This window comes from Meishania litoralis (assembly GCF_042611095.1).
In the GTDB taxonomy this organism is placed as follows: domain Bacteria; phylum Bacteroidota; class Bacteroidia; order Flavobacteriales; family Flavobacteriaceae; genus Meishania; species Meishania litoralis.
Genome location: NZ_JBHFPV010000001.1, coordinates 1,634,463 through 1,657,616, shown reverse-complemented (window position 1 = coordinate 1,657,616; position 23,154 = coordinate 1,634,463). Strand labels below are relative to the sequence as shown.

Below are 23,154 nucleotides of genomic sequence, written 5' to 3'. Positions count from 1 at the left end.
ATGTTTAAGCATATGAATACCCTATAATGTACCTCGAGCGGCCTGCTCTCGCTCGATGGCCTCAAAAAGTGCCTTAAAATTTCCGACACCGAACGATCTGGCCCCTTTTCGCTGTATGATTTCAATAAATAGTGTCGGACGATCCACTATGGTTTTCGTAAACAGTTGCAAAAGATACCCTTCTTCATCGCGGTCGATCAAAATACCATGCTTCTTTAATGTTTCTACATCTTCATCGATATCTCCTACTCGCTCAAGCAAGTCATCGTAGTAGGTTTCTGGGACGTACAAAAACTCAATGCCCCGTTCACGCATTGCCGATACCGTACTTACGATATCATTGGTGGCCAAGGCCAAATGCTGTACGCCAGGGCCGTTATAGAAATCAAGATATTCCTCGATCTGTGATTTCTTCTTACCTTTCGCGGGTTCGTTGATAGGGAATTTAATCCGCCCGTTTCCATTGCTCATGACCTTGCTCATCAATGCCGTATAATCGGTTGCAATGTCGTCATCGACAAAAGACACGATCTGCGCAAAGCCCATAATCTCACCATAGAATTTACACCAAGTGTTCATTTCGTTCCAGCCGACATTACCGACAATATGGTCTATGAACTTAAGCCCAACGGGTTCAGGATTGTAATGTGATTCCCATTTACGATATCCGGGCATGAACACACCGGTATAATTGTTCCTTTCGACGAAAATATGAACGGTTTCACCATAGGTATATATTCCCGAGCGTACCACATAGCCGTTTTCGTCTTCTTCACGGGTTGGTTCCATATAAGGTTTTGCACCCCTTTTTACCGTCTCTTCAAATGCTTTGGTCGCATCTTCTACCCACAGGGCAACAACTTTGACGCCGTCGCCATGTTCATCTATATGTCTGTTTATCTCTCCTCCTTTTTGCAAAGGAGTGGTAAGTACCAACCTTATTTTGTCTTGCCTTAAAACATACGAGACCCTGTCTTTCAGACCCGTTTCCAGTCCCGCATAAGCTTCCGACTGAAACCCAAGGGCCGTTTTATAAAAATGTGCCGCCTGCTTCGCATTGCCAACATATAATTCAACATAATCGGTACCCAATAGAGGCAGAAAATCCTCAGCTTCTTTGAATAGTTTTTTTAGGGAATACTCCGTGTTCTTTAAATCTTTTAAATTTTTAATTTCCGCTGCCATCATTTTTGTTATAAGAAGTGAATAAAATAAAACCTTTTCGATAAGTAAATCGAAAAATTACCACATGGCCCTGAGGTGGGAAGTTATATCGATGCGTTGCTGTAGCATGTTCAAATATAAGTTGTTACAAATATCGGAAAAAAGAAGCAAAATTTCCTTTTGAAGCATTAAAACCAATATCCTATACTAAAGAAAAAATTACCTTCAGAAACTTCTGGTGACCACGAATAAATTACCTGAACGGGACCCAAAAATGATTCCCATCCATATCCGATACCATATCCTGAATAATCTGGTAGCGTAAACCATTCGGCAGTTCTAAAGATGTCGTCGTCAACATTGGCAAAATTGGCGGCGAACAGCAAATGGTTTTTTGCCGCAAACTCAATATCAAGCCTGCCATAGGCCTTAACATAGGAATTACCGGGAAGGCTCAGGAAGTCATATCCATAGAAGGGGACAAAATTATTGGTAAGGTCGGTACCGTAACCTCCCAAAACGAAATCAAAGGTGGTCACCCCGGAGGTTCCCAACTTAAACCCGCCTTCGGTCTCTAAATTCAGGGAAACGTTCTTCATTAACGGGAAAGCCCCTCCCATTCTCGCCTTTGCGATCGAATACTCCTTAAAATTATCATTGTAATCAGAGGAAAACAGGTAGAAGTGGAAATCACCATTAAAATACAATCCCCTCGACGGGAAGTATTTGTCATCGTAGCTATCAAGAATGAGCTGACCAAAGGTACTGTAGAAACTACTTCTTTCGAAGGTAGTTCTATTGGACGACAAACTCAGTGAAGATGCGACTTCATTTCCGAATGATTCTCCAAAGGTATTGGTGCCATATTTGATAAACTTGTGTTCGGCCCCTATTCGAAAGGCCAACTCTTCTTTCAAAGAAGTCTGAAGGTATAATTGATTCGTGATATCGGTTACGTCCAATCTAATATTGTTTACCCCTACATCGTTCTGTACATCAAAGTTCGTTTTGATAAGGTCAAAATCAATATCTTGTTTAAATGCGTTGAACCTCGAGTTTATGCCAAAACTCCAATAGGCTCCCTTATCGACGAAATACTGAAAATCGTACCTAAGATTATCACCAATGACAAAATCTAGCGAAGCCACATCATCTTTCGTCAACAACTTCTTGTAGGTCACGTTCAGCAATGCCGCAGTCTTGTACAAATCATCATAGTGGGCACCGATTCGAATGTAGGTATTGTTCGGGTTTTCGTTGAGGTCAAGTATCAGATCCACGCCATCATCGTTCGACAAAAGCTCATATCGTATGGTTTTAAAGTTATCGGTTGCCGAAAGGTTACTAATACCTTGTTGTAGTTTTTCAAAAGTGATCTTCTTGTCAAGTTCGAAGCGAAGTTTGCCCTTTACGTACCCGCGTGTATAGTTTTCGTTACCTTTTAAAATAAGTTGCTTTACTATGATAGTATCCTTGACATCAACATATTTTATCAAGGCGCGATCATGACGCTGTTGTTCGCTGATCCTTTCAAGAGCGTTATAATTCTGCCTTGCGGCAACTTCTCCACTTTCTACAATTTTTGTCGCGGCATTAAAATCGATTACAGAATAATCACCCATTTCAGGTTTGATATAGATATCGGTAAGTTTTGATTTTTCCACCATATCCAATGCCGTACGATAATTGTTGATCTGCAACAAGATTTCCGTTGCCGAAAGTAACGCCTCGCGATCTCTGAGGCCATGTTGTACATCAACCCCTATTATTATGTCCGCCCCCATTTTTTTGACCTCTTCAACCGGATAATTATTGACCACACCCCCGTCGATCAACACTCTGTCTCCCATTGTGGCAGGTTCAAAAAGTGAAGGCAAAGTACCGCTCGCCATAATGGCCTCTGGTAAATACCCCCGATCTAATATTACCTCTTCACCGGTCTCGACATCGGTGGCGATACACAAAAAGGGAATGGATAATTTGCTGAAATCACTGACGTCCTTTACATGATAGAGCACCCTTACCAATTCGTTGTAAATATTCTGGCCGCCAGAATACGCCGGCGGAAACGAGACCTTGAAATTGTTAAAGGGCAGTGTGAGCGCGTATTTTTCTGAAGCTTCTTTTTCATAGAACGATTTCGCCCCCCGAGGTAGGTTATCTTCTATCAAAGTGACAAAATCGGTATTTCTGAAGATTGAATCCAATTGTTGCGCTGTATAGCCCGAAGCGTACAACCCCCCAACAATTGCCCCCATACTGGTGCCTGCGATGTAGTCTATCTTAACACCGGCCTCTTCGATTACCTTCAAAGCTCCTATATGGGCCAAACCCTTTGCGCCACCCCCACTTAGAACAAGGCCGACCTTAAGATCCTCACCTTGCTTTCCCTCTTGTGGGGTCAACAGAAGGGTAGCCGTAAGAAACAGGAATAATATACTTTGTCTAATCATCGCAGGCATACTTTGCTAATTCTAATTGAATGTTTCATAAATCAATCTTGCCTTGGCCAAGCCTACTTTTTCGGCCAACTTCTCCATAGGCGCCTCTTTCACACGCTTGACCGATTTAAAACTCTTCAATAGTTCTTCGGCCGTTTTATGACCGATACCATCGATATCAAGCAGTTCAGATTTAATCGCCCCTTTGCTTCGTTTATTTCTGTGGAAGGTTATTCCGAATCTATGCGCTTCATTGCGCAATTGTTGTATTATTTTTAGGGATTCGGATTTCTTGTTCAAATAAAGTGGAATGGAATCTCCCGGAAAATAGATTTCCTCCAATTTTTTGGCAATCCCCACGATGGCTATCTTACCCCGTAAATCCAACTTGTCCAAACTTTTCAAAGCTGATGATAACTGGCCTTTTCCTCCATCAATTACAATTAATTGTGGCAGCGGTTCATTTTCTGCAAGCAGACGCTTGTAACGCCTGAAAACCACCTCTTCCATTGAGGCGAAATCATCGGGTCCGTCCACAGTTTTGATGTTGTAATGGCGATATTCTTTTTTAGATGGTCTGCCATCTTTAAAAACCACACATGCCGCCACCGGATTCGTGCCCTGAATGTTACTGTTGTCGAAACATTCGATATGACGCGGTTCGCTCTTCAATCGCAGGTCTTTTTGCATCTGTGCCATGATACGGTCTGTGTGCCTATCAGGGTCAATGATCTTGATCTGATTAAACCGTTCTTGCCTGTAGAATCTTGCATTACGTTCCGATAGTTCCAAAATTTTCTTCTTGTCGCCCAATTTTGGGGTCGTCACCTTAAGGCCCTGCGGTACTATGACTTCAAAAGGCAAATAGAGCTCTTTAGATTCTGAATTGAATCGTTCGCGTATTTCTACAATGGCAAGCTGCAACAAATCTTGGTCGCTCTCGTTCAGTTTTTTTTTAATTTCCATTGTATGCGACCTTACGATCGAACCATGTGATAGCTGTAAAAAGTTTATATACGCCAAGGCCTCGTCTGAAACAATGGTGAAGACATCGACATTACTTATTTTAGGGTTCACTATTGTCGATTTTACCTGATAGTTTTCAAGTACGTCTATTTTCTCCTTAATGCGCTGCGCCGCCTCGAATTTCATTTCGTCGGCCAAAACTTTCATTTGTTTTTTGAAATAATTCAATGACGATTTAAAATTACCTTTGATAATCTGCCGAATATCTTCAATTTGGCGGTCATAATCCTCTTCGTATTGTCGCCCCTCACATGGGCCCATACAGTTTCCCAAATGGTACTCCAAACATACCTTATACTTGCCCGACTCAATTTTATCTTGGGATAAATGGTAATTACAGGTTCTTAAAGGATATACACTTTTTATAAGATCCAACAAGGTTCTCACGGTCCTCATGCTTGTATATGGGCCAAAGTATTCAGACCCGTCCTTTACAAGTTTTCTAGTCGGAAAGATTCTCGGAAATCGTTCATTCTTTATACAGAGAAAAGGGTATGACTTATCGTCTTTAAGCAAAACGTTATATCTAGGCCGATGCTTCTTAATCAGTATGTTTTCCAACAAAAGCGCATCGGATTCCGAAGGAACAACGATGTGCTTGATCCCGACAATTTTTTTTACCAGCACCCTTGTCTTGCCATATTCATGGTTTTTAGTAAAATATGAAGAGACCCTTTTTTTTAGGTTTTTGGCCTTGCCAACGTAAATCAGCTTTTCGTTAACATCAAAGAATTGGTACACCCCTGGGGTCTTGGGCAACGTACTCAATTGTATTTTTAAGGGAATTTGGGACATGAACTCGCTCGGATTCGGACTAAATTATTAGATAGGTTAAATTACTATGTTTTTAGAAAACCGTGTCTCGTTTTTACCTTTTTTAACGAAAACCTTCTAGTGCTAGCTAATAGAATTTGTTTTGGCAAGAGTCTGGTTCTCTTCAATTCTGGCCAATTTTACATTGTTTTGCATATTTTAACATTAAGTATTTGTGTATCAACATATTACTATTTAAAAATAGCAATATCGCCTTATATCAAAGTCAACTTTTTATAAAAAAAGATGCATTTCATCGATAAAAAGTTACATTTAATAGGATTTTGAAAGGTTTTTTTATTTACATTTAGCACATCAAAATCATTTTCCCCTATGGACAACTACATCATAACCCTCGGCCTATATCTAATGCTAATGTTATTCTTTAAAGTATATTATGCCGTAGCGGCAAAAGAGTAGTTTTGTGCGATACGATAATCGTAATAATTGTATCAACCCTAATGTTGAAAAGAGATTTACGTATTCGGTATTCGCAACTTCGTAATAGCCTAGCACCACAAGAACTTCTTAATTTCAGTTTAAGCATCGCCAATAAGCTTCTCGAACTCCCCATTTGGTCCTTTGACTATTACCATCTATTTCTACCCATCTCTAAAAAGAAGGAAATTGATACGACTTTTATCTTGTCGATCCTTCAAGGAAAAGACAAGAACATAGTTCTTCCGAAAGTTGGCTCTAATGGTAATTTAAGGCACTTTCTTTTGACCGATGCCACTAAAATAAAAGAAAATGATTGGGGGATACCAGAGCCGGTCGATGGAATAGCGATCACACCAAAAAAAATAGATGTGGTAATACTACCCCTTTTGGCCTTCGACAAAAAAGGAAATCGTGTAGGCTACGGAAAAGGGTTCTACGATAGGTTCTTGAACTCATGTCGCCCTGAAGTCTTAAAAGTGGGGTTATCGTTATTCGAAGCCGAGGAAGAGACCATTGAAACCAATCGCCATGATGTTCGATTGGACTATTGCGTCACTCCAAAGCGGATCTATAATTTTTCAGATGATTCTTCTGAATGACCTTGCGGTTTTTGGTCAATAGGTTCGCCATCGCCGGTATGGCCAAAAGCCCGCTTGTTGAAGACCAATAAAATACCGACCCCGGTACTGATAGAAGTGTCGGCAATGTTAAAGACAGGCTCAAAAAAACGAAAGTTGCTTCCGCCAAAATAAGGCACCCATTCGGGCCAAGTTGTATCTACCAGCGGAAAATAGAGCATGTCGACCACCTTTCCATAAAAAATTCCGCCATAAGGTTCATCCGAAAACAAAGTAGCCACATGATTGTTGCTATCGTCAAAGATCACCCCATAGAATATTGAATCGATGATATTGCCAAGTGCACCGGCAAAAATCAATGAAACAGCTATGATCAGCGTATTAGTGGCTTTTTTTCTTATCACGTCGTTAAGCCAGTACCCGATACCAACAATCGCAAAAAGGCGGAAAATTGTAAGGAAGAGTTTGCCCGAACTTTCTGAAATGGGCAGAATGTCACTTAGTTTTGCGCCCCAGGCCGCACCTTCGTTCTCAATAAACAATATTTTGAACCAATTGAAAACCTCTACCGATTCACCCAGTACGAAATTGGTCTTGATATAAATTTTGCTGATCTGGTCTATTACTAAAATTGCAACAATAAGTAATAGAGACTTTCTTAGGTTCATCGATTCAAAATATGAAGGGCAAAAATAGCGATATTAATCGGTTTTTCTTATTTCAATATCGCCTGTCGTGGATGTTAGAATGAACCGATTTTCACCCTTGGGTATATTTTCTTTTTTTATTGTTCCATATTTGCTGGTTGCTTCAAAAAAACCACTGGAGCTTTGAACCACGATAGTACCGCTTGCTGTTTGGATCTCAGCGGCCGTCATAATATCATATAAATGACAATGCCCATCATCTAAAGTAACCTTAAGGTTTTTGTATGCCCCGACCACATCGACATTGCTATTGGTTCCAAATACCTGGACCGTTTGATCAAAGGGCAATTTTATATCAAGAGCGATAGAAACCACTTTATGCGCGCTTAATTTATCGTTGGGGTTCTTAAAATTGGGCTGAAACCCGGTTCCTATTTCTAACGTACCCCCTTTTTTCTGAACACTCAATAACAAATCTGTTCGGTACTCGCCATCTATTGTAGCTTCAATAACTACCTCATCTGTGTCGACCGTCGAAAGGTTTATTTGAAAGCAGTTTGTGGCGTCAATTTGGATCAACGAAGTGTCGGGGTCCACAATTGATTTCTTGACGACTTTTTGAGCATAATTAATTTGGAAGGATATAAGCGCAACGAAAAGTAGCACAGTTCTCATTTGCGTTCTTTTGTAAAAAGAAAAGTCCGCCACTGGCGGACTTTTTTTATTTCTGCATATTTTTAGCCTCGATGCTCAATGTCGCATGGGGCACCAATTTCAGTCGCTCCTTATTGATCAACTTACCGGTCACTCGACAAATGCCGTATGTTTTGTTCTCAATTCGCAAAAGCGCATTTTTCAAATCGCGGATAAATTTTTCTTGACGTATCGCCAATTGTGTATTGGCTTCTTTGCTCATGGTTTCAGAACCTTCCTCAAACGCCTTGAAAGTCGGCGAGGTATCGTCGGTTCCATTATTGCCATCGTTCATATACGAACTTTTCAAAAGTTCTAAATGGCTTTTCGCCTTTTCTATTTTTTCTTCTATAAGTACTTTGAACTCTTCCAAATCCTTGTCTGAATACCTAACTTTTAAATCTGTAGCCATGTCTAGTGTTTTTCAATAAACAATTTAGTGTTCACTTCATCGAATGCCACCTCGGTGCCATCTTCCAATATTTCCTCTAAATCAAGTTCAGCGGTCAACGTTTCGTTCTTAATGTAATTCAGGTTGCTCTCGACCGCTTTTTCGACCAACCCGTCTTTTAAGATTTTGATATCTATTCTATCGGTCACATCAAAACCAGAATCTTTTCGCATATTTTGAATTCGATTGACAAGCTCTCTTGCGATACCTTCATTTTTAAGCGCATCATTGATCGTAACATCCAAGGCCACGGTCAAAGCCCCGGAGCTGGCCACCAGCCAGCCTTCAATGTCTTGAGAGGCTATCTCTACATCCTGTAACTGTAAAATAATGATTTTATTTTCAATTTCAAGCGATATTTCGCCTTCTTGTTCGATTTTTTGGATATCATTCTGATTCAATCGGGCAACCGCTTGGGCGATCATCTTCATGTCCTTTCCATATTTTGGCCCCAAGGTTTTGAAATTTGGTTTGATCTGTTTGACCAAAATTCCGGAAGCATCATCAAGAAGCTCGATTTCCTTAACGTTCACTTCCGACTTTATCAGATCGGCCACGGCATCGATTTCATTCCTTTCTTTTTTGCCCAAAACCGGAATCATGATTTTTTGCAACGGCTGGCGCACCTTGATCCGCTCTTTCTGACGAATTGAAAGCACCAATGAAGATATGGTCTGTGCCTTTTGCATTTTGCTTTCCAATTCTTTGTTTACATAAGATGAATCATACTCAGGGAAGTCTGACAAGTGTACGCTTTCGAAAACTTCCCTTTTGGTGGTGGTGGTAAGGTCGCGGTACAATCGGTCCATATAGAATGGGGCAATCGGCGCAGATAACTTGGCTACGGTCTCCAAGCACGTGTAAAGTGTTTGGTAGGCCGATATTTTATCCTTTTGGTAATCACCCTTCCAAAAACGTCTTCGGCTCAAACGCACATACCAATTGCTCAAATTTTCTTGAACAAAATCGGATATGGCCCTCGCCGCCTTGGTCGGTTCATAATCGCTGTAGGCATCATCCACAATTTGTATCAGGGAATGGAGTTCGGAAAGAATCCACTGGTCTATCTCCGCCCTTTCACCCAAAGCGATATCGGTCTCGGAGTAGTCAAACCCGTCAATATTCGCATAAAGCGCAAAAAAGGAATAGGTATTATACAGTGTGCCGAAGAACTTTCGTTTCACTTCGACGATACCGTCAAGATCAAATTTCAGGTTGTCCCACGGATTGGCATTTGAGATCATGTACCAACGTGTCGCATCGGGCCCGTGATCGTTCATGGTCTCGAACGGGTCGATGGCATTGCCCAATCTTTTAGACATTTTCTTGCCTTCCCTGTCCAGGACCAAACCGTTGGAGACGACGTTTTTATAGGCAACGGAATCAAAAACCATGGTTGCAATTGCATGTAAGGTATAGAACCATCCCCTAGTTTGATCCACTCCCTCAGCAATGAAATCGGCCGGAAACGCTTTTCCCTCATCGATCAATTCTTGATTCTCGAAAGGATAGTGCCATTGGGCATAGGGCATGGAACCACTATCGAACCAAACATCGATCAGGTCGCTTTCGCGCTTCATCTTTTTTCCGGAAGCGGAAACCAAGGTAATACGGTCCACAACATTTTTGTGCAGGTCGATCTTCCCATAATTTTCTTCGGACATGTCACCGACTATAAAATCTTCGAAAATGTCTTTTTCGAGAACTCCGGCCTCCAATGCCTTGGACATTTCAGATTTGAGTTCGGCTACCGAGCCTATCATTATTTCTTCCTTACCGTCGTCAGTTCTCCAAATGGGAAGTGGTATTCCCCAATAACGGGACCTTGATAGGTTCCAATCATTTGCATTGGCCAGCCAATTACCAAACCGTCCTTCGCCCGTAGCTTTTGGTTTCCAATTGATGGTTTGGTTCAAACTGAACATACTATCCTTTACATCGGTAATGCTAATGAACCAAGAATCCAAAGGATAATACAAGATCGGTTTATCCGTACGCCAACAATTGGGGTAACTATGCACATATTTTTCGACCTTGAACGCCTTGTTCTCTTCCTTCAGGCGAATAGCAATTTCAACATCTACGGATCGTTCGGGAGCTTTATCGTCGTCGTAGTATTCGTTTTTGACATACTTGCCCGCCAATTCGTTCATCTCGGGTCGAAACCTGCCTTGCAAATCTACCAGGGGTACAGGGTTGTTGTTTTCATCCAATACCAACATGGGCGGTACGGGCGGATCCGCCTTTTGGGCCACGAACATATCATCGGCACCAAATGTCGGTGCGGTATGCACGATTCCGGTGCCATCTTCGGTGGTTACGAAGTCTCCTGAAATAACACGAAAGGCATTTTCGGCATCTTGATAGGGCAGGGTATAATCTAACAATTGTTCGTACCGGATACCGACCAAATCGTTGCCCTTGAATTCCTTGACCACATAAAAAGGGATCTTTTTATCCCCGGAAACATAGCCCAATAATTCAGGCTTGGTTTCGACCTGTACAAACTTTCCAGAAAACTGCTTGCCTATAAGGTTTTTGGCCAAAATCACGTTCATCGGCTCAAAAGTGTATTGATTATAAGTCTCGACGAGCACGTAATCAATTTTAGGGCCAACTGTCAATGCTGTATTCGACGGCAAGGTCCAAGGGGTCGTCGTCCAAGCCAAAAAATAAATGGTGCCTTCATCTTGAAGAAATGTCGGCAGTGTATTTTCAACAGCCTTAAACTGTGCCACTACGGTAGTATCCGTCACATCTTGGTAGGTGCCGGGCTGGTTCAACTCATGTGAGCTCAATCCGGTTCCCGCCTTTGGCGAATAGGGCTGAATCGTGTACCCTTTATATATTAGGCCCTTGTCGTAGATCTGCTTCAGCAACCACCAGACCGTTTCCATATATTTTGACCTATAGGTAATATACGGATCATCCATATCTACCCAATACCCGATGCGTTCGGTCATCTCGTTCCAAACATCGGTATAGCGCATAACCGCCTTTTTACAGGCCTCGTTGTATTCTTCTACCGATATTTTCTTTCCGATATCTTCTTTGGTAATGCCCAGTTCTTTTTCGACACCAAGTTCAATAGGAAGTCCATGCGTGTCCCATCCTGCCTTTCTCTTGACTTGAAATCCCTTCATGGTCTTGTACCTTGGAAAGATATCTTTTATGGTCCTGGCCATAACATGGTGAATGCCCGGCATACCATTTGCCGAAGGAGGGCCCTCGTAAAAAACATAGCTAGGGCAACCTTCTCTTGAGGAGACACTTTTTTCAAAAACTTGGTTTTCCTTCCAATAGCGCAAAATTTCCTCTGCGATTTTCGGAAGATCAAGTCCGCTATAACCGGTGAACTTCATAGTTTTCTACTACAAATTGAGGGTGCAAAATTATAAATTTAGTTCGACTTTATATGGTTTCACGGCAAATGAATACAGATAACTGCCCGATCGCACGAAAATGTTAAAAATTGAAATCCAAAAACCGATCCATTACGTATATCATATCATCAAATGAATTAAACACTAAAACAAAACAAAATGAAAAAAGTACTTTTTGGATCAATTCTAATGCTAGCCCTTAGTCTATCTTTTGTTTCGTGCAGAGAAACTGCCGACAAAGCAAAAGATGGTATGGAAGAAGCCGGCGAGGCCCTTGAGGAAGCGGGTGAAGATGTTATGGATGCTACCGAAGAGGTTGGCGAAGACATCAAAGATGCCAGCGAAGATGCCATGGATACGATAAAAGAAGCTGGCGAGGACGTTAAAGATGCAGCTGAGGACGCTGCCAGCGATGTAAAGGAAGGTATCAAAAAAGTTGCCGACGAGGTAGAAGATGCCGTTGATGACAACTAACGATATTTAGTACATCAGAACGGAAAAACCCGACGATTCCGTCGGGTTTTTTTGTATCCGATTTTTGAGCAACAATGTTTCAAAAGGTATAATCGATTCCGAAGATAGCATTTAGGCCCGGTGCAACGATACCCGATGAATACGTACGATACCTCTGATCGGTCAGGTTCTCAAAACTCAACGAAGCCTTTAAGGCATTTGAAATGGTATATTTTGAACGAAGGTTCAGAGTATACCAAGATGGCGAATACGGATTTCCGTTGGTATCTGCGTCATAGATATAGGTTTTGCTTCTTTCCGATAGGGCCAGGTCATCATGGGATATTTCACCGTTATAGTTGAAGAAAAGATCCATGTGCAACTTTTGGTTCTTCCAGACAATATGGAAATCCCCGAAGGTAGGTGCAACATGACGGCCCGGGGTATCGGTACCATCGCTATCTTCTTCTATGCCTTTTGTCAAGGTCAGATTGGATGCCAGTGACAGGTTTTCGCTCAAAAATGCCTCAAGACCGAACTCAAAACCATAGACATAGGCTTTCGCGGCATTCTGAATTGCCTGTACATTGCTCAATTCACCTTTATAATCTATCTGTGTTTGTCCATTATATTGGAAATCCCGCCGTACTAGGGCGTCTACCAAATAAGTGTAGAAGGCGGCACCTTTGAACATCACTTTATCCTTAAAATTCTTTTGGATACCTATTTCGGTATTATAGGCATATTCTGACTCCAATTCAGGGTTTGGCACGACCACAGATCCAGGCTCCGAATCGAATATTTTACCAACATCGTCTATGTTGGGAGCTCTAAAACCCGTCGATGCGTTCCAAGTTAATTGCAAATCCGCCTTTGGAAACCAGCTAAACCCTAAACTTCCTGTTAAGGCGCCGGTGCTCAAATCGGCATCGTCAAAGGGAAAAGGATAAAAACTCTTGTCAAAAACGGCATCGATCCAGACATGACTATATCTTAGCCCTGATAGCAATGTGAAATTGGGGCTTGCCTTGTATTCAGCATTGGTATAAGCCGCGAATGTCTGCCAGGTAGACCCATCTGGGTATCTACTTGGGGCATTCGACACCTCGTTCGTTTCGATATTCGCCACACTGCCATTTGAGCGCACCTTGTTGAAAAGATATTCGCCACCGTAGTACAAGCGTAATTTACCGATCCTCTTATTCTCAAAATCTAAGTTGGTCGTAATCGAACTTACTTTTTCTTTCGTTGAAAAAAGCTCAACATCTTGAAATGCCCTATCATTTCTACTTTCCTCAAAAAGCTGATAGGCAGTCGTTACCTTGAAGGCGTCATAAAAATTGCCATTGCCTTTTTTGTTGACCTGAAGATTGCCCATAAACCACTTTTGAGGGCCGTAGTACCATTCGGCAGAACGCAAGCCATAACCATCTCGACCGGGCCTTACCAGCCTGTCGTAACGGTCATAGTCTGAAGTTTGCGAAAAATACGTGCCAAGAGAGAAATCCCACATATGATTTGGTCGATAACGGGCCTTTTGCAGCACATTGATCTGATTATATCCTGAGGTTACCTGTTTTCTGGGATTCGGATTTTCTATCAGCCTATCCATACCATCTTCCCTGATGACGTACATCGGCCTTAAATACGAGTCGGGGCCATGCGAACCCATTATTAAATCGCCAAAATCATTATAAGAGACACTTGTCAACAGCGCCCATTTTTTTTTGCCCAGATTAAAGTCAAAATGGAAGGTGTTTTCGGTATTGGCCGATGCGAACCTATAATTGGCATTGCCGGCATAGGTCAGACTATCACCCTGTGATAAGAATGCCCCTTTCGTGTAAAAGTTCATAACACCGCCTATAGCATCACTTCCGTAGATAACCGACCCAGGGCCAAAAATAATCTCGGTATTCTTAATGCTATATGGATCTATTGAAATGACATTTTGAATATTGCCTCCCCTGAAAATGGCATTGTTCATGCGCACCCCATCAACCGAAAGCAGTAATCTATTCGTGGCAAAGCCTCTGATCATGGGGCTTCCACCACCTAGTTGGCTTTTTTGAACGAATACCTTGCCACTGTTCTGAAGTAAGTCGGCCGAAGTCTGGGGATTACCAAATGCTATGCTTCTTGCATCTATAACAGCAACCTTATTCGGAATATCTTTTTTTTGTTGTTCCCATTTTGAGACCGACATTACTACCTCATCCAATTGTTCGGCTTTCATGGTAAGAAATATGTGATTGCGGCGTCTTTCGATCTGTGATTTTGAGCTCCTGTAGATTTCATAGCTCAAATGTTTGAAGGTTATGCGTTCGTTTTTTTCGAAAATACTTAGGTTACATTTGCCATTAACATCTGAAAGTGCCGTCTTGGATCGATCAAGATTATAAATCACCACATTGACAATGGGCTCATGGGATTCTGCATCTAAAACAACGACTTCTTGTGCCACGGAAGCGCTAAAAACGAAAGAGAAAAAGAAGAAAATCAGGCGGCCCATTTAGCTAAAAACTTCATTTAAAATGGCAAGGGAGCGGGGTTTTCGAAATCCTTGCAAATGTAGTTCAAAATAGAGAACAAGCGATTTCAACAAGTCATATCGCTTCTCTCTGCTCATCTTTATCTTCTGAACTCCATCAAAATTTATGCCCAAAAACCTTTTAAAATACTTTAAATTTTCCCCGGTCACCATTGGATTCAACGACGGTCTATCGGTAAATATGCCCTCGGCGAGATCAAAAGCATTAGCCTCTACCTCTCCCAAATCAGGGTAAAACCCTAAATATTTTGTCAATCTGAGTAAAAAAGAGATGTGAAAATTTGAAATATCGTCATGTACATCAAGCCATTGTAGAGAAGTTTCTATAAAGCGATACATTTCAGTATTCGCCTCTTCTTCATGAACACTGCCAACTAACATCTCCGCCAAAAAAAGAGTCATTGCGTTCTTGGCTATATCGGTATGAAGCGTTGCGTAATGATAGAATACCCTGGCTTCACGAATACTTTCCAGTGCCCCCTTGTTTTTATGAAAGGCAACGATTTCCAACTGGGTCAAAGGCTGAAAGTAGGCAACTTTCAATTTTCCTTTTTTGGAGTTCAATATACCTTTGATGAGGTATGACCTAAGACCATTTGACGCTGTATAGATCTTAACGATCAAACTGCTGTCGCCATACTTTAAAGACGAGAGTACAATGCCTTTGGTGGATACCTGCATTTATTCGAGTTTATGATGGCAAAGATAGCCTGAAAGGTACTTAATAGAAGGAGCGGGACAAATAAAAAACCCGTCAGGTTTTAAAACCTGACGGGTAAGAAATCCATACTTTACTTTGTGCCTCTTAAAGGTTTCTAGATTACTCCCTGGGCCAACATGGCATCGGCCACTTTTACGAATCCGGCGATATTCGCGCCTTTTACGTAATTGCAATAACCGTCCTTTTCTTTGCCATACTCGATGCAGGAATCATGAATATCTGACATAATGCCTTTCAACCTTTCATCTACCTCTTCACGGGTCCAGCTGATCCGTAATGAATTCTGTGACATTTCCAATCCTGAGGTGGCCACACCGCCCGCATTGGATGCCTTGCCAGGGGCAAACAAAATTCTTGCCTCGTGGAACGCGTGAATAGCATCAGGTGTAGAAGGCATATTGGCCCCCTCTGCCACGCATATACAATTGTTCTTAATCAATGCTTTCGCACTTTTGGCGTCTAATTCGTTCTGTGTGGCGCAAGGCAGGGCGATATCACATTTTATCTCCCAGGGCGTCTTACCACTAACAAATTTGGCAGATTTGTATTTTTTGGCATATTCCGAGATTCTTCCCCGCTTGTTATTTTTAAGGTCCATGACGTAGGCAAGTTTCTTTGTATCGATGCCTTCCTCATCATAGATATATCCGCCTGAATCAGAAAGCGTCACCACTTTTCCACCCAACTGGATTACCTTTTCCGCCGCGAACTGGGCAACATTGCCCGAACCGGAAATCACCACGGTCTTATCTTTAAAGTCCTCACCACGCGTCTTTAACATACTTTGCGCAAAATACACCGTTCCGTAACCGGTAGCTTCGGGCCTGATCTTAGAGCCCCCCCAAGAAAGTCCTTTTCCGGTCAACACCCCGGTAAATTCATTTCGCATTTTCTTGTACATACCGAACAGAAAACCTATTTCACGGGCACCAACCCCAATATCCCCGGCCGGTACATCGGTATTCGGGCCAATATGCCGGGCCAATTCGGTCATAAAGGCATGGCAAAAACGCATGACTTCATCGTCCGATTTTCCTTTAGGGTCAAAATCTGAACCGCCTTTTCCACCTCCCATCGGTAGTGTGGTCAAACTGTTTTTAAAAACCTGTTCAAAGGCGAGGAACTTAAGAATACTGGCATTGACGGACGGATGAAAACGTAGTCCGCCTTTATAGGGCCCAATGGCCGAATTCATCTGAACACGGTACCCTCGGTTTACATGTATTTCACCTTGATCGTCAACCCAAGATACCCGAAACGAGATCAACCGTTCTGGCTCAACCATACGCAACAGGATATTTTTTCCGCTATATATTTTTTTCCTGGCGATATAGGGTATTACTGTTTCTGCGACTTCCTGAACCGCTTGAATGAATTCTGGTTCATGACCATTTCTGGTCTTGACCTCATCCATAAATCCATCAATTTTTGCTTGCATTTTTGCATCCATAAACTCTAAATGAATAAGTTAATGTCTAGCCCTTCAAAAAGGGCATTTTTATTGAATTTAAAATATAACAGCAAAATTATGTTATTCTTATAATTTAATAGTCCTTTTTTTTAAAATGTCGTAAAATTCATTGGCCGATGGCTTGTTCAAGGTCGGCAATCAAATCGTTGACATCTTCGATACCGACGCTTAATCGAATAAGGGAGTCTACCACCCCACTTTTTTCACGCTCTTCTTTCGGAATGCTGGCATGGGTCATACTTGCGGGGTGCCCTGCCAAACTTTCAACACCCCCTAATGATTCGGCCAAAGTGAAAACCCGAAGGTTTTCGACAATCTTCACTGCATCTTCATAACCCGCTCCCTTGGGTACAAATGAAATCATACCGCCGAAATCACGCATTTGCCTCTTGGCGACCTCATGGTTCGGATGATTTTCAAAACCAGGCCAATAGACCTTTTTGATTTTAGGATGCTTGGCCAAATACTGAGCGACCGCTCTTCCGTTCTCACAATGGCGCTGCATACGTACGTGCAGTGTCTTGATTCCACGAAGCACCAAAAAACTGTCCATTGGGCCACAAACGGCACCGCTGGCATTTTGTATAAAATAGAGCCGCTCGGCCAACTCTTTTTCTTTGACGACCAAGGCCCCCACTACCACATCACTGTGGCCACCGAGATATTTGGTGGCCGAATGCATGACGATATCGGCCCCCAATTCTAAAGGGCGCTGCAAATAGGGGGTTGCGAAAGTATTGTCCACTGCCAAAAGAATATTATGCTTTTTGGCCAGTACCGAAACCTTTTCTATATCAATAACGTTCATCATAGGGTTGGTCGGCGTCTCCAACCATATCAATTTGGTGTTTTCGTTGATATGGGCCTCAATTTTGTGCGAATCATGCATCCCGACAAAGTGAAAGGTAATTCCGAATTTCTCGAAAACTTTCTTGAACAGGCGATAACTACCTCCATAGAGATCGTTTGTAGAAATAACTTCATCTCCAGGATTCAATAATTTGATAACGGCATCCATGGCAGCCAACCCACTTGCAAATGCCAATCCGAAATTACCACTTTCAATACTGGCCAACGAATTCTCGAGTGCGGTTCTAGTGGGGTTCGCACTTCTTGAATATTCAAAACCCTTATGGCCGCCCGGTGTGCTTTGGGCATAGGTAGATGTTTGGTAGATCGGGGGCATCACGGCGCCATACGCCTTATCAGGTTCTTGGCCTCCATGTATCGTCTTGCTGTTGAATCTTAAATTGTTATCGCTCATAAATATCTTGTTATTCGCACAAATGTATCGTTATCTTTTCGAGAATACAATGGAGTTGTACTTTTGTAAAAAACAAAAATTTCGCCCCATGAAATTTAAATTCACCTACTTGTTCTGCCTTCTGTTATTCTTGTGCTGTAAAAACGACGAACGATTGACCATAGAACCCTTGCACATTACTAATAAAATCTGTCCCGATTGCCCTAAGGTAGACATCGAAATACCTAAAATTTTGGATAAATCGAAAATAGGAACGACTGTGGAAACAGCACTTCAAGAAGAGATTATTTTCCTATTGACCTTTGATGAGGAAATTGAGGCGGCCACTATTGAAGATGCGATTGATTCGTTTGTAGCTGGAAATGCCGAATTAAAAGAGCGCTATCCTGATGAGGATACCCCTTGGGAAGCCAAAGTAAACGGAAAAGTGGCCTATGAAGACCAAGATATCCTAACGGTATATCTCGATTCCTACATATTCACTGGCGGGGCACACGGGTATAATTCCATTCGTTTTCTGAACTTCGACAAGAAAAAAGGCAGCGAACTTGAAAATTGGCAACTTTTCAATAGTATGCCCGAATTTGAAAAGTTTGCCGAAAAAAAATTCAGGGTGCAAGAGGATATTCCAGAAGACGGGCCGATAAACAGTACCGGACTTATGTTCGAAAACGACGTTTTCTATCTTCCTGAAAATATTGGCTTTAGCGAGAACGGCCTAGAACTTCTTTACAATCAGTATGAGGTGGCGTCTTATGCCGATGGGCCTATTGAACTTACGATCCCTTTCAAGGAATTAGAGGAATATTTGGCCTTTAAAATCAGGCCGTGAAATAGATTTATCGTATTTTACTATACTAAAATTCGGGTTCTTGAAGTTTTTTTTGGCAATTTTTCATCCCTGCCTCTTCACTTTTAAGCGATATGGAAAATAAACATATCTATAATTAGCGATATGTAAATATATTTTTCTACATTTGCTTCATGGATATCGTCGAAATCAGTAAGGTATTATCTAACCAGACCAGGGTCAACATTTTAAAATGGTTGAAGGAACCCGAAAAAAATTTTCCACCGCACCAAGATATCGATCATTTCGATGATGGGGTCTGTGTCGGGTATATTCATGACAAAACCGGACTTTCACAATCCACAATATCTACATACCTCGCTTCTATGCAAAACGCAGAATTGATTATTCCTACAAGACATGGAAAATGGACCTATTATAAACGCAATGAAAAAGTCATCGATGCCTATATCAAATCCTTAAAATCAGTTTTATAGTTTTTTTTTAATCCTAACAAATCGACAATTAGCGATATATAAATACAATAATCATGGAAAACAATCTTGTATACAATACAGAAAATTGTTTTGTTCAGAAACAATCCACAAAATGCGCTTTAAAGGAATTCTTTTATAGGATATTGACCTCGATAAAAATCGAAGGTGCCGAACAAATGTCCAAAATCAAGTAATATTAAAAACAAGATTACCGTCTTAACGCTAATCGAAACAAAACAAATGTTTATGAAAACAATAGGTTTTATAGGTGGTATGAGCTGGGAGTCCACCAAAGTGTACTACGAATATTCGAATCAGCTCGTAAAAGAGCTTTTAGGGGGTTCCCATTCCGCAAAAAGTATCATGACTTCGGTAGACTTTGCCGAAATCGAAAAATTGACCTTTGAAGGCAACTGGAACAAAATTGGCGATATAATGGCCAACCATGCCATAAAATTGGAAAAGGCGGGGGCCGATATGGTCTTATTGTGTACCAACACCATTCATTTGGTAAGTTCCAGAATCGTTGATTCGATAGCCATCCCTTTTTTACATATCGCCGATGCCACTGGGGTCGAAATTCAAAATCAAGGGTTAAAAAAGGTAGCGTTGCTTGGTACAAAATTTACCATGGAAAAGGATTTCTATACAGAAATACTATCGAAAAAGTATAATTTGGAAGTCGCAATACCTTCCAATCAAGATAGACAGCTCGTACATGATATTATTTACCAAGAACTGGTCAGGGGAAAATTTACCGAAGCTTCGAAAAAACATTTGATCCGGATAATAAAGACCCTTGAACTTCAAGGTGTTGAAGGGGTTATATTAGGTTGCACCGAGCTGCCGCTTTTGGTTTCGCCCAACGATGTGGATATTCCTACCTTTGATACCACAAAAATTCATGTGAGGCTAGCCGTTGACCTAGCCCTATAAAGATCAACCCTATGAAAAAAATATATCACCTCGGCACTTGTTCTACCTGCCAGCGTATCATCAAAGAATTGGAACCACTCGATGGGTTCATTTTACAGGATATCAAAACCGATGCAATGACCATCGAACAGGTCGAAGAAATGAAAGAATTGGCCGGAAGCTATGAAGCCCTGTTCAGCAGAAGGGCCATGCTTTTTCGTCAACGGGGGCTTCATGAAAAAAAACTTTCAGATACCGATTACAAAGATTTGATACTCGATCATTATACTTTTTTGAAACGACCTGTAATAATCGTGGACGGGCAGATCTTTGCGGGCAACAGTAAAAAGGTGGTCGAGGCCGCCAAAGTGGCCATCCATCCTTGAGCAAAAGAACACTTGCCATATTAGCCGCCATAGGGGCGACCACTATCTATGCATTGAACCATACCATCGCCAAAAGCGTGATGCCCGATCATGTGCAACCTTTCGCCTTTATTATTTTTCGTGTTGCAGGTGCGGCTTTGCTTTTTTGGATAGTCTCCATTTTCGGCCCCAAGGAGAAAATTGAGAAAAGAGACTATCTGCGCCTTTTGGTATGCGCCGTTTTGGGCATGGGGATCAACATGTTGGTCTTCTTCAAGGGGCTGTCGCTTTCTACCCCGATCAACAGCTCGGTTCTGGTAACCACGACCCCGATTATCGTTTTGATCCTTTCGGCGATCTTGATCAAGGAAAGGATTTCGCAACGTAAAATTTTCGGAATTGCCATCGGACTTATAGGGGCCTTGGGGTTGATACTTTTCGGATCCGAAATTCGGCAAGACGCCCCCAATATTCCCTTGGGCAATTTTTTCATTTTGATGAATTCCGTTTTTTACGGATCCTATCTGATAACGGTAAAACCCTTGCTGGCCAAATACCATCCGTTTACCTTTATGAAGTGGCTTTTTACCTTGGGAATAATCCTTTGTCTGCCCTTCGGATATCGGGAATTTACAGAAATCGACTTTGCCAATCTTCCAATAGATGCTGTTTGGAGCATCTTATTTGTAGTCGTAGGAACCACTTTTTGCACCTACCTGTTCAATATTTTTGCGTTGACCCAATTAAAGGCTTCCACGCTAAGTGCCTTTGTCTATATACAGCCCTTGATAGGAATATTGTATGCAACCGCCGTAGGAAAAGACAATCTTACGATTCTTAAGATCTTGGCCGCCTGTCTGGTCTTATTGGGGGTATATTTGGCCAGTCGAAAGGCTAGTCCAAATCTTTCGGGGTCTTAGCAAACCTTCTTGTATCTTCTTTGGTCAAAACCCGAAAACCTTCTGACCGTTCGACCGTATTGAAAATCGTCATTAAATCGTCGGGCAGGCCCACAAGACCTCTTGTTTTTAGACTGATCCATGCCCCCATCATTTCACAATGGGCCACATTCTTTCCATCACTGTCATAAAAATTGTGATGAAATTCAAAGAATTTGCCATCTTCGCTCATACCGGCTATTTCAAGCGAGACCCGTATGGGACGACCTGGAAAGACTTCCTTGAAATAGTACATATGCTCGTAAAAAACGACTGGGCCGATCCGGTTCTCGGCCAATATTTTTTGGTCAAAGCCCAACTCCCAAAGAAATGCCATTCGCGTATGGCTCATAAAATTGATATAGGCACTATTGGCCAAATGTCTGTTGGCATCAACATCGCTCCAACGAACTTCGAACTCTTTAATGAACATAGGCACCAAATTATTTTATTATGCATGCATAAGAATGGCAAAAATACCATAGTTTTGAAAAAATGTGGCAATTGCCACTAAAGAATTAATGACTATTTTTAATCCATCTAGAAAAACAAAATGAGCCAAAAACCTTCATTTATCGCAGATCTTTCATTGCCTACCATCGCAGCTCCCATGTTCTTGATCTCGGGACCGAAATTGGTCATCGAGTGTTGTAAAAACGGAATAGTAGGAACTTTTCCTGCGTTGAATCAAAGAACCAGTGAAGGTTTTGAAGAATGGCTCGTTGAAATAAAATCGGAACTTCTAAAATTTGAAGAGGAAACCGGTAAGAAACCTGCCCCGTTCGGTGTGAACCTTATCGTACACCCTACGAACCCGAGGTTGGAGGCCGATGTAAAACTATGTATCAAACATGAGGTACCAATCGTTATCACCTCTCTAGGTGCAGTCTCGATGGTCGTCAATGCCATTCATAGTTATGGCGGACTCGTTTTTCACGATATCATCAAAAAACGCCATGCCGAAAAAGCACAGGAAGCGGGCGTCGATGGGTTGATTCTTGTAGCCGCCGGTGCCGGAGGCCATGCCGGCACGACCAACCCAATGACCCTAGTTGCCGAAATCAAGAAATTCTTTGATAAGACTATCATTCTTTCAGGGTGCATAAGCAACGGCCGTGATATTGCCTCTGCCCTACAAATGGGGGCCGACCTTGCGTACATGGGTACGCGCTTTATCAATACCGATGAGGCCGAAGCACCAGAGGATTACAAGAAAATGATCATTGATGCGGGAGCCAACGACATAGTATATACCGCAGCGATTTCTGGAGTGCATGCCAATTTTTTGGCGGACAGTCTCAAAGCGGCCGGGCTTACGGAAGAGGATTTAAAAAAAGACACCAAAATCGATTTCGGCAAAGAACTCGATACCGAGGCCAAAGCTTGGAAAACCATCTGGTCCGCCGGCCAGGGATCCGCGATGATAGATGAAACGCTTCCGGTTACCGCTTTGATCGATAAGCTAAAATCTGAATTCAAGTTTGCTATCGAAGAACAGTCGAAAATTTTGGAAATCTATCCGAAATAGGTCATTTTTTATTTTACGAACTAT

At 41.9% G+C, this 23,154-nt stretch carries 20 protein-coding genes; 8 read left to right on the top strand and 12 right to left on the bottom strand.

The genetic code is table 11. The features are described 5' to 3' along the window. Positions 1–21 precede the first annotated feature (21 nt). From hppD to uvrC, 3 genes are all read right to left on the bottom strand, one after another. Positions 22–1,185: a 4-hydroxyphenylpyruvate dioxygenase gene (gene hppD / locus ACEZ3G_RS07405; RefSeq protein WP_432425159.1), complete on the bottom strand. Its 1,164-nt coding sequence runs from the start codon at positions 1,183–1,185 to the stop codon at positions 22–24. 167 nt (positions 1,186–1,352) lie between these two features. Beyond that, entirely contained in the window at positions 1,353–3,617 is a 2,265-nt protein-coding gene (locus ACEZ3G_RS07400) for a patatin-like phospholipase family protein (protein WP_432424803.1), read from the bottom strand. Between the two features lie 21 nt (positions 3,618–3,638). Next, a complete protein-coding gene (gene uvrC / locus ACEZ3G_RS07395; RefSeq protein WP_432424802.1) occupies positions 3,639–5,426 on the bottom strand; it encodes an excinuclease ABC subunit UvrC in 1,788 nt (595 codons plus the stop codon). 479 nt (positions 5,427–5,905) lie between these two features. Here uvrC and ACEZ3G_RS07390 point away from each other — a divergent pair, with 479 nt between their 5' ends. Further along, positions 5,906–6,484 (top strand): 5-formyltetrahydrofolate cyclo-ligase, encoded by a 579-nt coding sequence (locus ACEZ3G_RS07390; RefSeq protein WP_432424801.1) that lies wholly within the window; start codon positions 5,906–5,908, stop codon positions 6,482–6,484. On the opposite strand, the gene ACEZ3G_RS07385 is transcribed toward ACEZ3G_RS07390, so the two are convergent. From ACEZ3G_RS07385 to ileS, 4 genes are read right to left on the bottom strand one after another with little or no spacing between them, the layout of a single operon-like run. Beyond that, the gene (locus tag ACEZ3G_RS07385) at positions 6,454–7,131 is read right to left on the bottom strand and encodes a lipoprotein signal peptidase (protein WP_432424800.1); all 678 of its coding nucleotides are present in this window, start codon (positions 7,129–7,131) and stop codon (positions 6,454–6,456) included. The two genes, ACEZ3G_RS07390 and ACEZ3G_RS07385, sit on opposite strands and share 31 nt — an antisense overlap. A 33-nt stretch (positions 7,132–7,164) precedes the next feature. Continuing rightward, entirely contained in the window at positions 7,165–7,785 is a 621-nt protein-coding gene (locus ACEZ3G_RS07380) for a hypothetical protein (RefSeq protein WP_432424799.1), read from the bottom strand. Between the two features lie 46 nt (positions 7,786–7,831). Continuing rightward, positions 7,832–8,215 carry a TraR/DksA family transcriptional regulator gene (locus tag ACEZ3G_RS07375; RefSeq protein ID WP_273568373.1) on the bottom strand — a complete coding sequence of 128 codons (384 nt, stop codon included), beginning with the start codon at positions 8,213–8,215 and terminating at the stop codon, positions 7,832–7,834. 2 nt (positions 8,216–8,217) lie between these two features. Continuing rightward, positions 8,218–11,616 (bottom strand): isoleucine--tRNA ligase, encoded by a 3,399-nt coding sequence (gene ileS / locus ACEZ3G_RS07370; protein WP_432424798.1) that lies wholly within the window; start codon positions 11,614–11,616, stop codon positions 8,218–8,220. Between the two features lie 180 nt (positions 11,617–11,796). Here ileS and ACEZ3G_RS07365 point away from each other — a divergent pair, with 180 nt between their 5' ends. Continuing rightward, positions 11,797–12,111, top strand: a complete 315-nt coding sequence (locus ACEZ3G_RS07365) for a hypothetical protein (RefSeq protein ID WP_432424797.1) — start codon at positions 11,797–11,799, stop codon at positions 12,109–12,111. Positions 12,112–12,190: 79 nt separating this feature from the next. Here the strand turns inward: ACEZ3G_RS07365 and ACEZ3G_RS07360 are convergent, their stop codons facing one another. From ACEZ3G_RS07360 to ACEZ3G_RS07345, 4 genes are all read right to left on the bottom strand, one after another. Beyond that, positions 12,191–14,602 (bottom strand): TonB-dependent receptor, encoded by a 2,412-nt coding sequence (locus ACEZ3G_RS07360; RefSeq protein WP_432424796.1) that lies wholly within the window; start codon positions 14,600–14,602, stop codon positions 12,191–12,193. Next, the gene (gene recO / locus ACEZ3G_RS07355) at positions 14,603–15,322 is read right to left on the bottom strand and encodes a DNA repair protein RecO (protein WP_432424795.1); all 720 of its coding nucleotides are present in this window, start codon (positions 15,320–15,322) and stop codon (positions 14,603–14,605) included. It lies immediately after the preceding gene. Between the two features lie 134 nt (positions 15,323–15,456). Further along, positions 15,457–16,800, bottom strand: a complete 1,344-nt coding sequence (gdhA, locus tag ACEZ3G_RS07350; protein WP_432424794.1) for an NADP-specific glutamate dehydrogenase — start codon at positions 16,798–16,800, stop codon at positions 15,457–15,459. A 139-nt stretch (positions 16,801–16,939) separates the two neighbouring features. Continuing rightward, positions 16,940–18,097 carry a cystathionine gamma-synthase gene (locus tag ACEZ3G_RS07345; RefSeq protein ID WP_432424793.1) on the bottom strand — a complete coding sequence of 386 codons (1,158 nt, stop codon included), beginning with the start codon at positions 18,095–18,097 and terminating at the stop codon, positions 16,940–16,942. A gap of 88 nt (positions 18,098–18,185) precedes the next feature. On the opposite strand from ACEZ3G_RS07345, the gene ACEZ3G_RS07340 reads away from it, so the two are divergent. The 5 genes from ACEZ3G_RS07340 (at position 18,186) to ACEZ3G_RS07320 (ending at position 21,584) form a co-directional block, all read left to right on the top strand. After that, on the top strand, positions 18,186–18,929 hold the full coding sequence (locus ACEZ3G_RS07340) for a DUF3298 and DUF4163 domain-containing protein (RefSeq protein WP_432424792.1): 744 nt from the start codon (positions 18,186–18,188) through the stop codon (positions 18,927–18,929). 152 nt (positions 18,930–19,081) lie between these two features. Next, the gene (locus ACEZ3G_RS07335; RefSeq protein ID WP_432424791.1) at positions 19,082–19,384 is read left to right on the top strand and encodes an ArsR/SmtB family transcription factor; all 303 of its coding nucleotides are present in this window, start codon (positions 19,082–19,084) and stop codon (positions 19,382–19,384) included. 246 nt (positions 19,385–19,630) lie between these two features. Further along, entirely contained in the window at positions 19,631–20,320 is a 690-nt protein-coding gene (locus tag ACEZ3G_RS07330) for an aspartate/glutamate racemase family protein (protein ID WP_432424790.1), read from the top strand. A gap of 11 nt (positions 20,321–20,331) precedes the next feature. Further along, positions 20,332–20,685, top strand: coding sequence for an arsenate reductase family protein (locus tag ACEZ3G_RS07325; protein ID WP_432424789.1), 354 nt, complete (start codon positions 20,332–20,334; stop codon positions 20,683–20,685). Then, positions 20,682–21,584, top strand: coding sequence for a DMT family transporter (locus tag ACEZ3G_RS07320; RefSeq protein ID WP_432424788.1), 903 nt, complete (start codon positions 20,682–20,684; stop codon positions 21,582–21,584). Before ACEZ3G_RS07325 ends, ACEZ3G_RS07320 begins: the two co-directional genes overlap by 4 nt. Here ACEZ3G_RS07320 and ACEZ3G_RS07315 read toward each other — a convergent pair. Continuing rightward, positions 21,559–22,035 carry an acyl-CoA thioesterase gene (locus ACEZ3G_RS07315; RefSeq protein ID WP_432424787.1) on the bottom strand — a complete coding sequence of 159 codons (477 nt, stop codon included), beginning with the start codon at positions 22,033–22,035 and terminating at the stop codon, positions 21,559–21,561. The genes ACEZ3G_RS07320 and ACEZ3G_RS07315 overlap by 26 nt on opposite strands. 120 nt (positions 22,036–22,155) lie before the next feature. On the opposite strand from ACEZ3G_RS07315, the gene ACEZ3G_RS07310 reads away from it, so the two are divergent. Then, on the top strand, positions 22,156–23,130 hold the full coding sequence (locus ACEZ3G_RS07310; protein ID WP_432424786.1) for an NAD(P)H-dependent flavin oxidoreductase: 975 nt from the start codon (positions 22,156–22,158) through the stop codon (positions 23,128–23,130). Positions 23,131–23,154 lie beyond the last annotated feature (24 nt).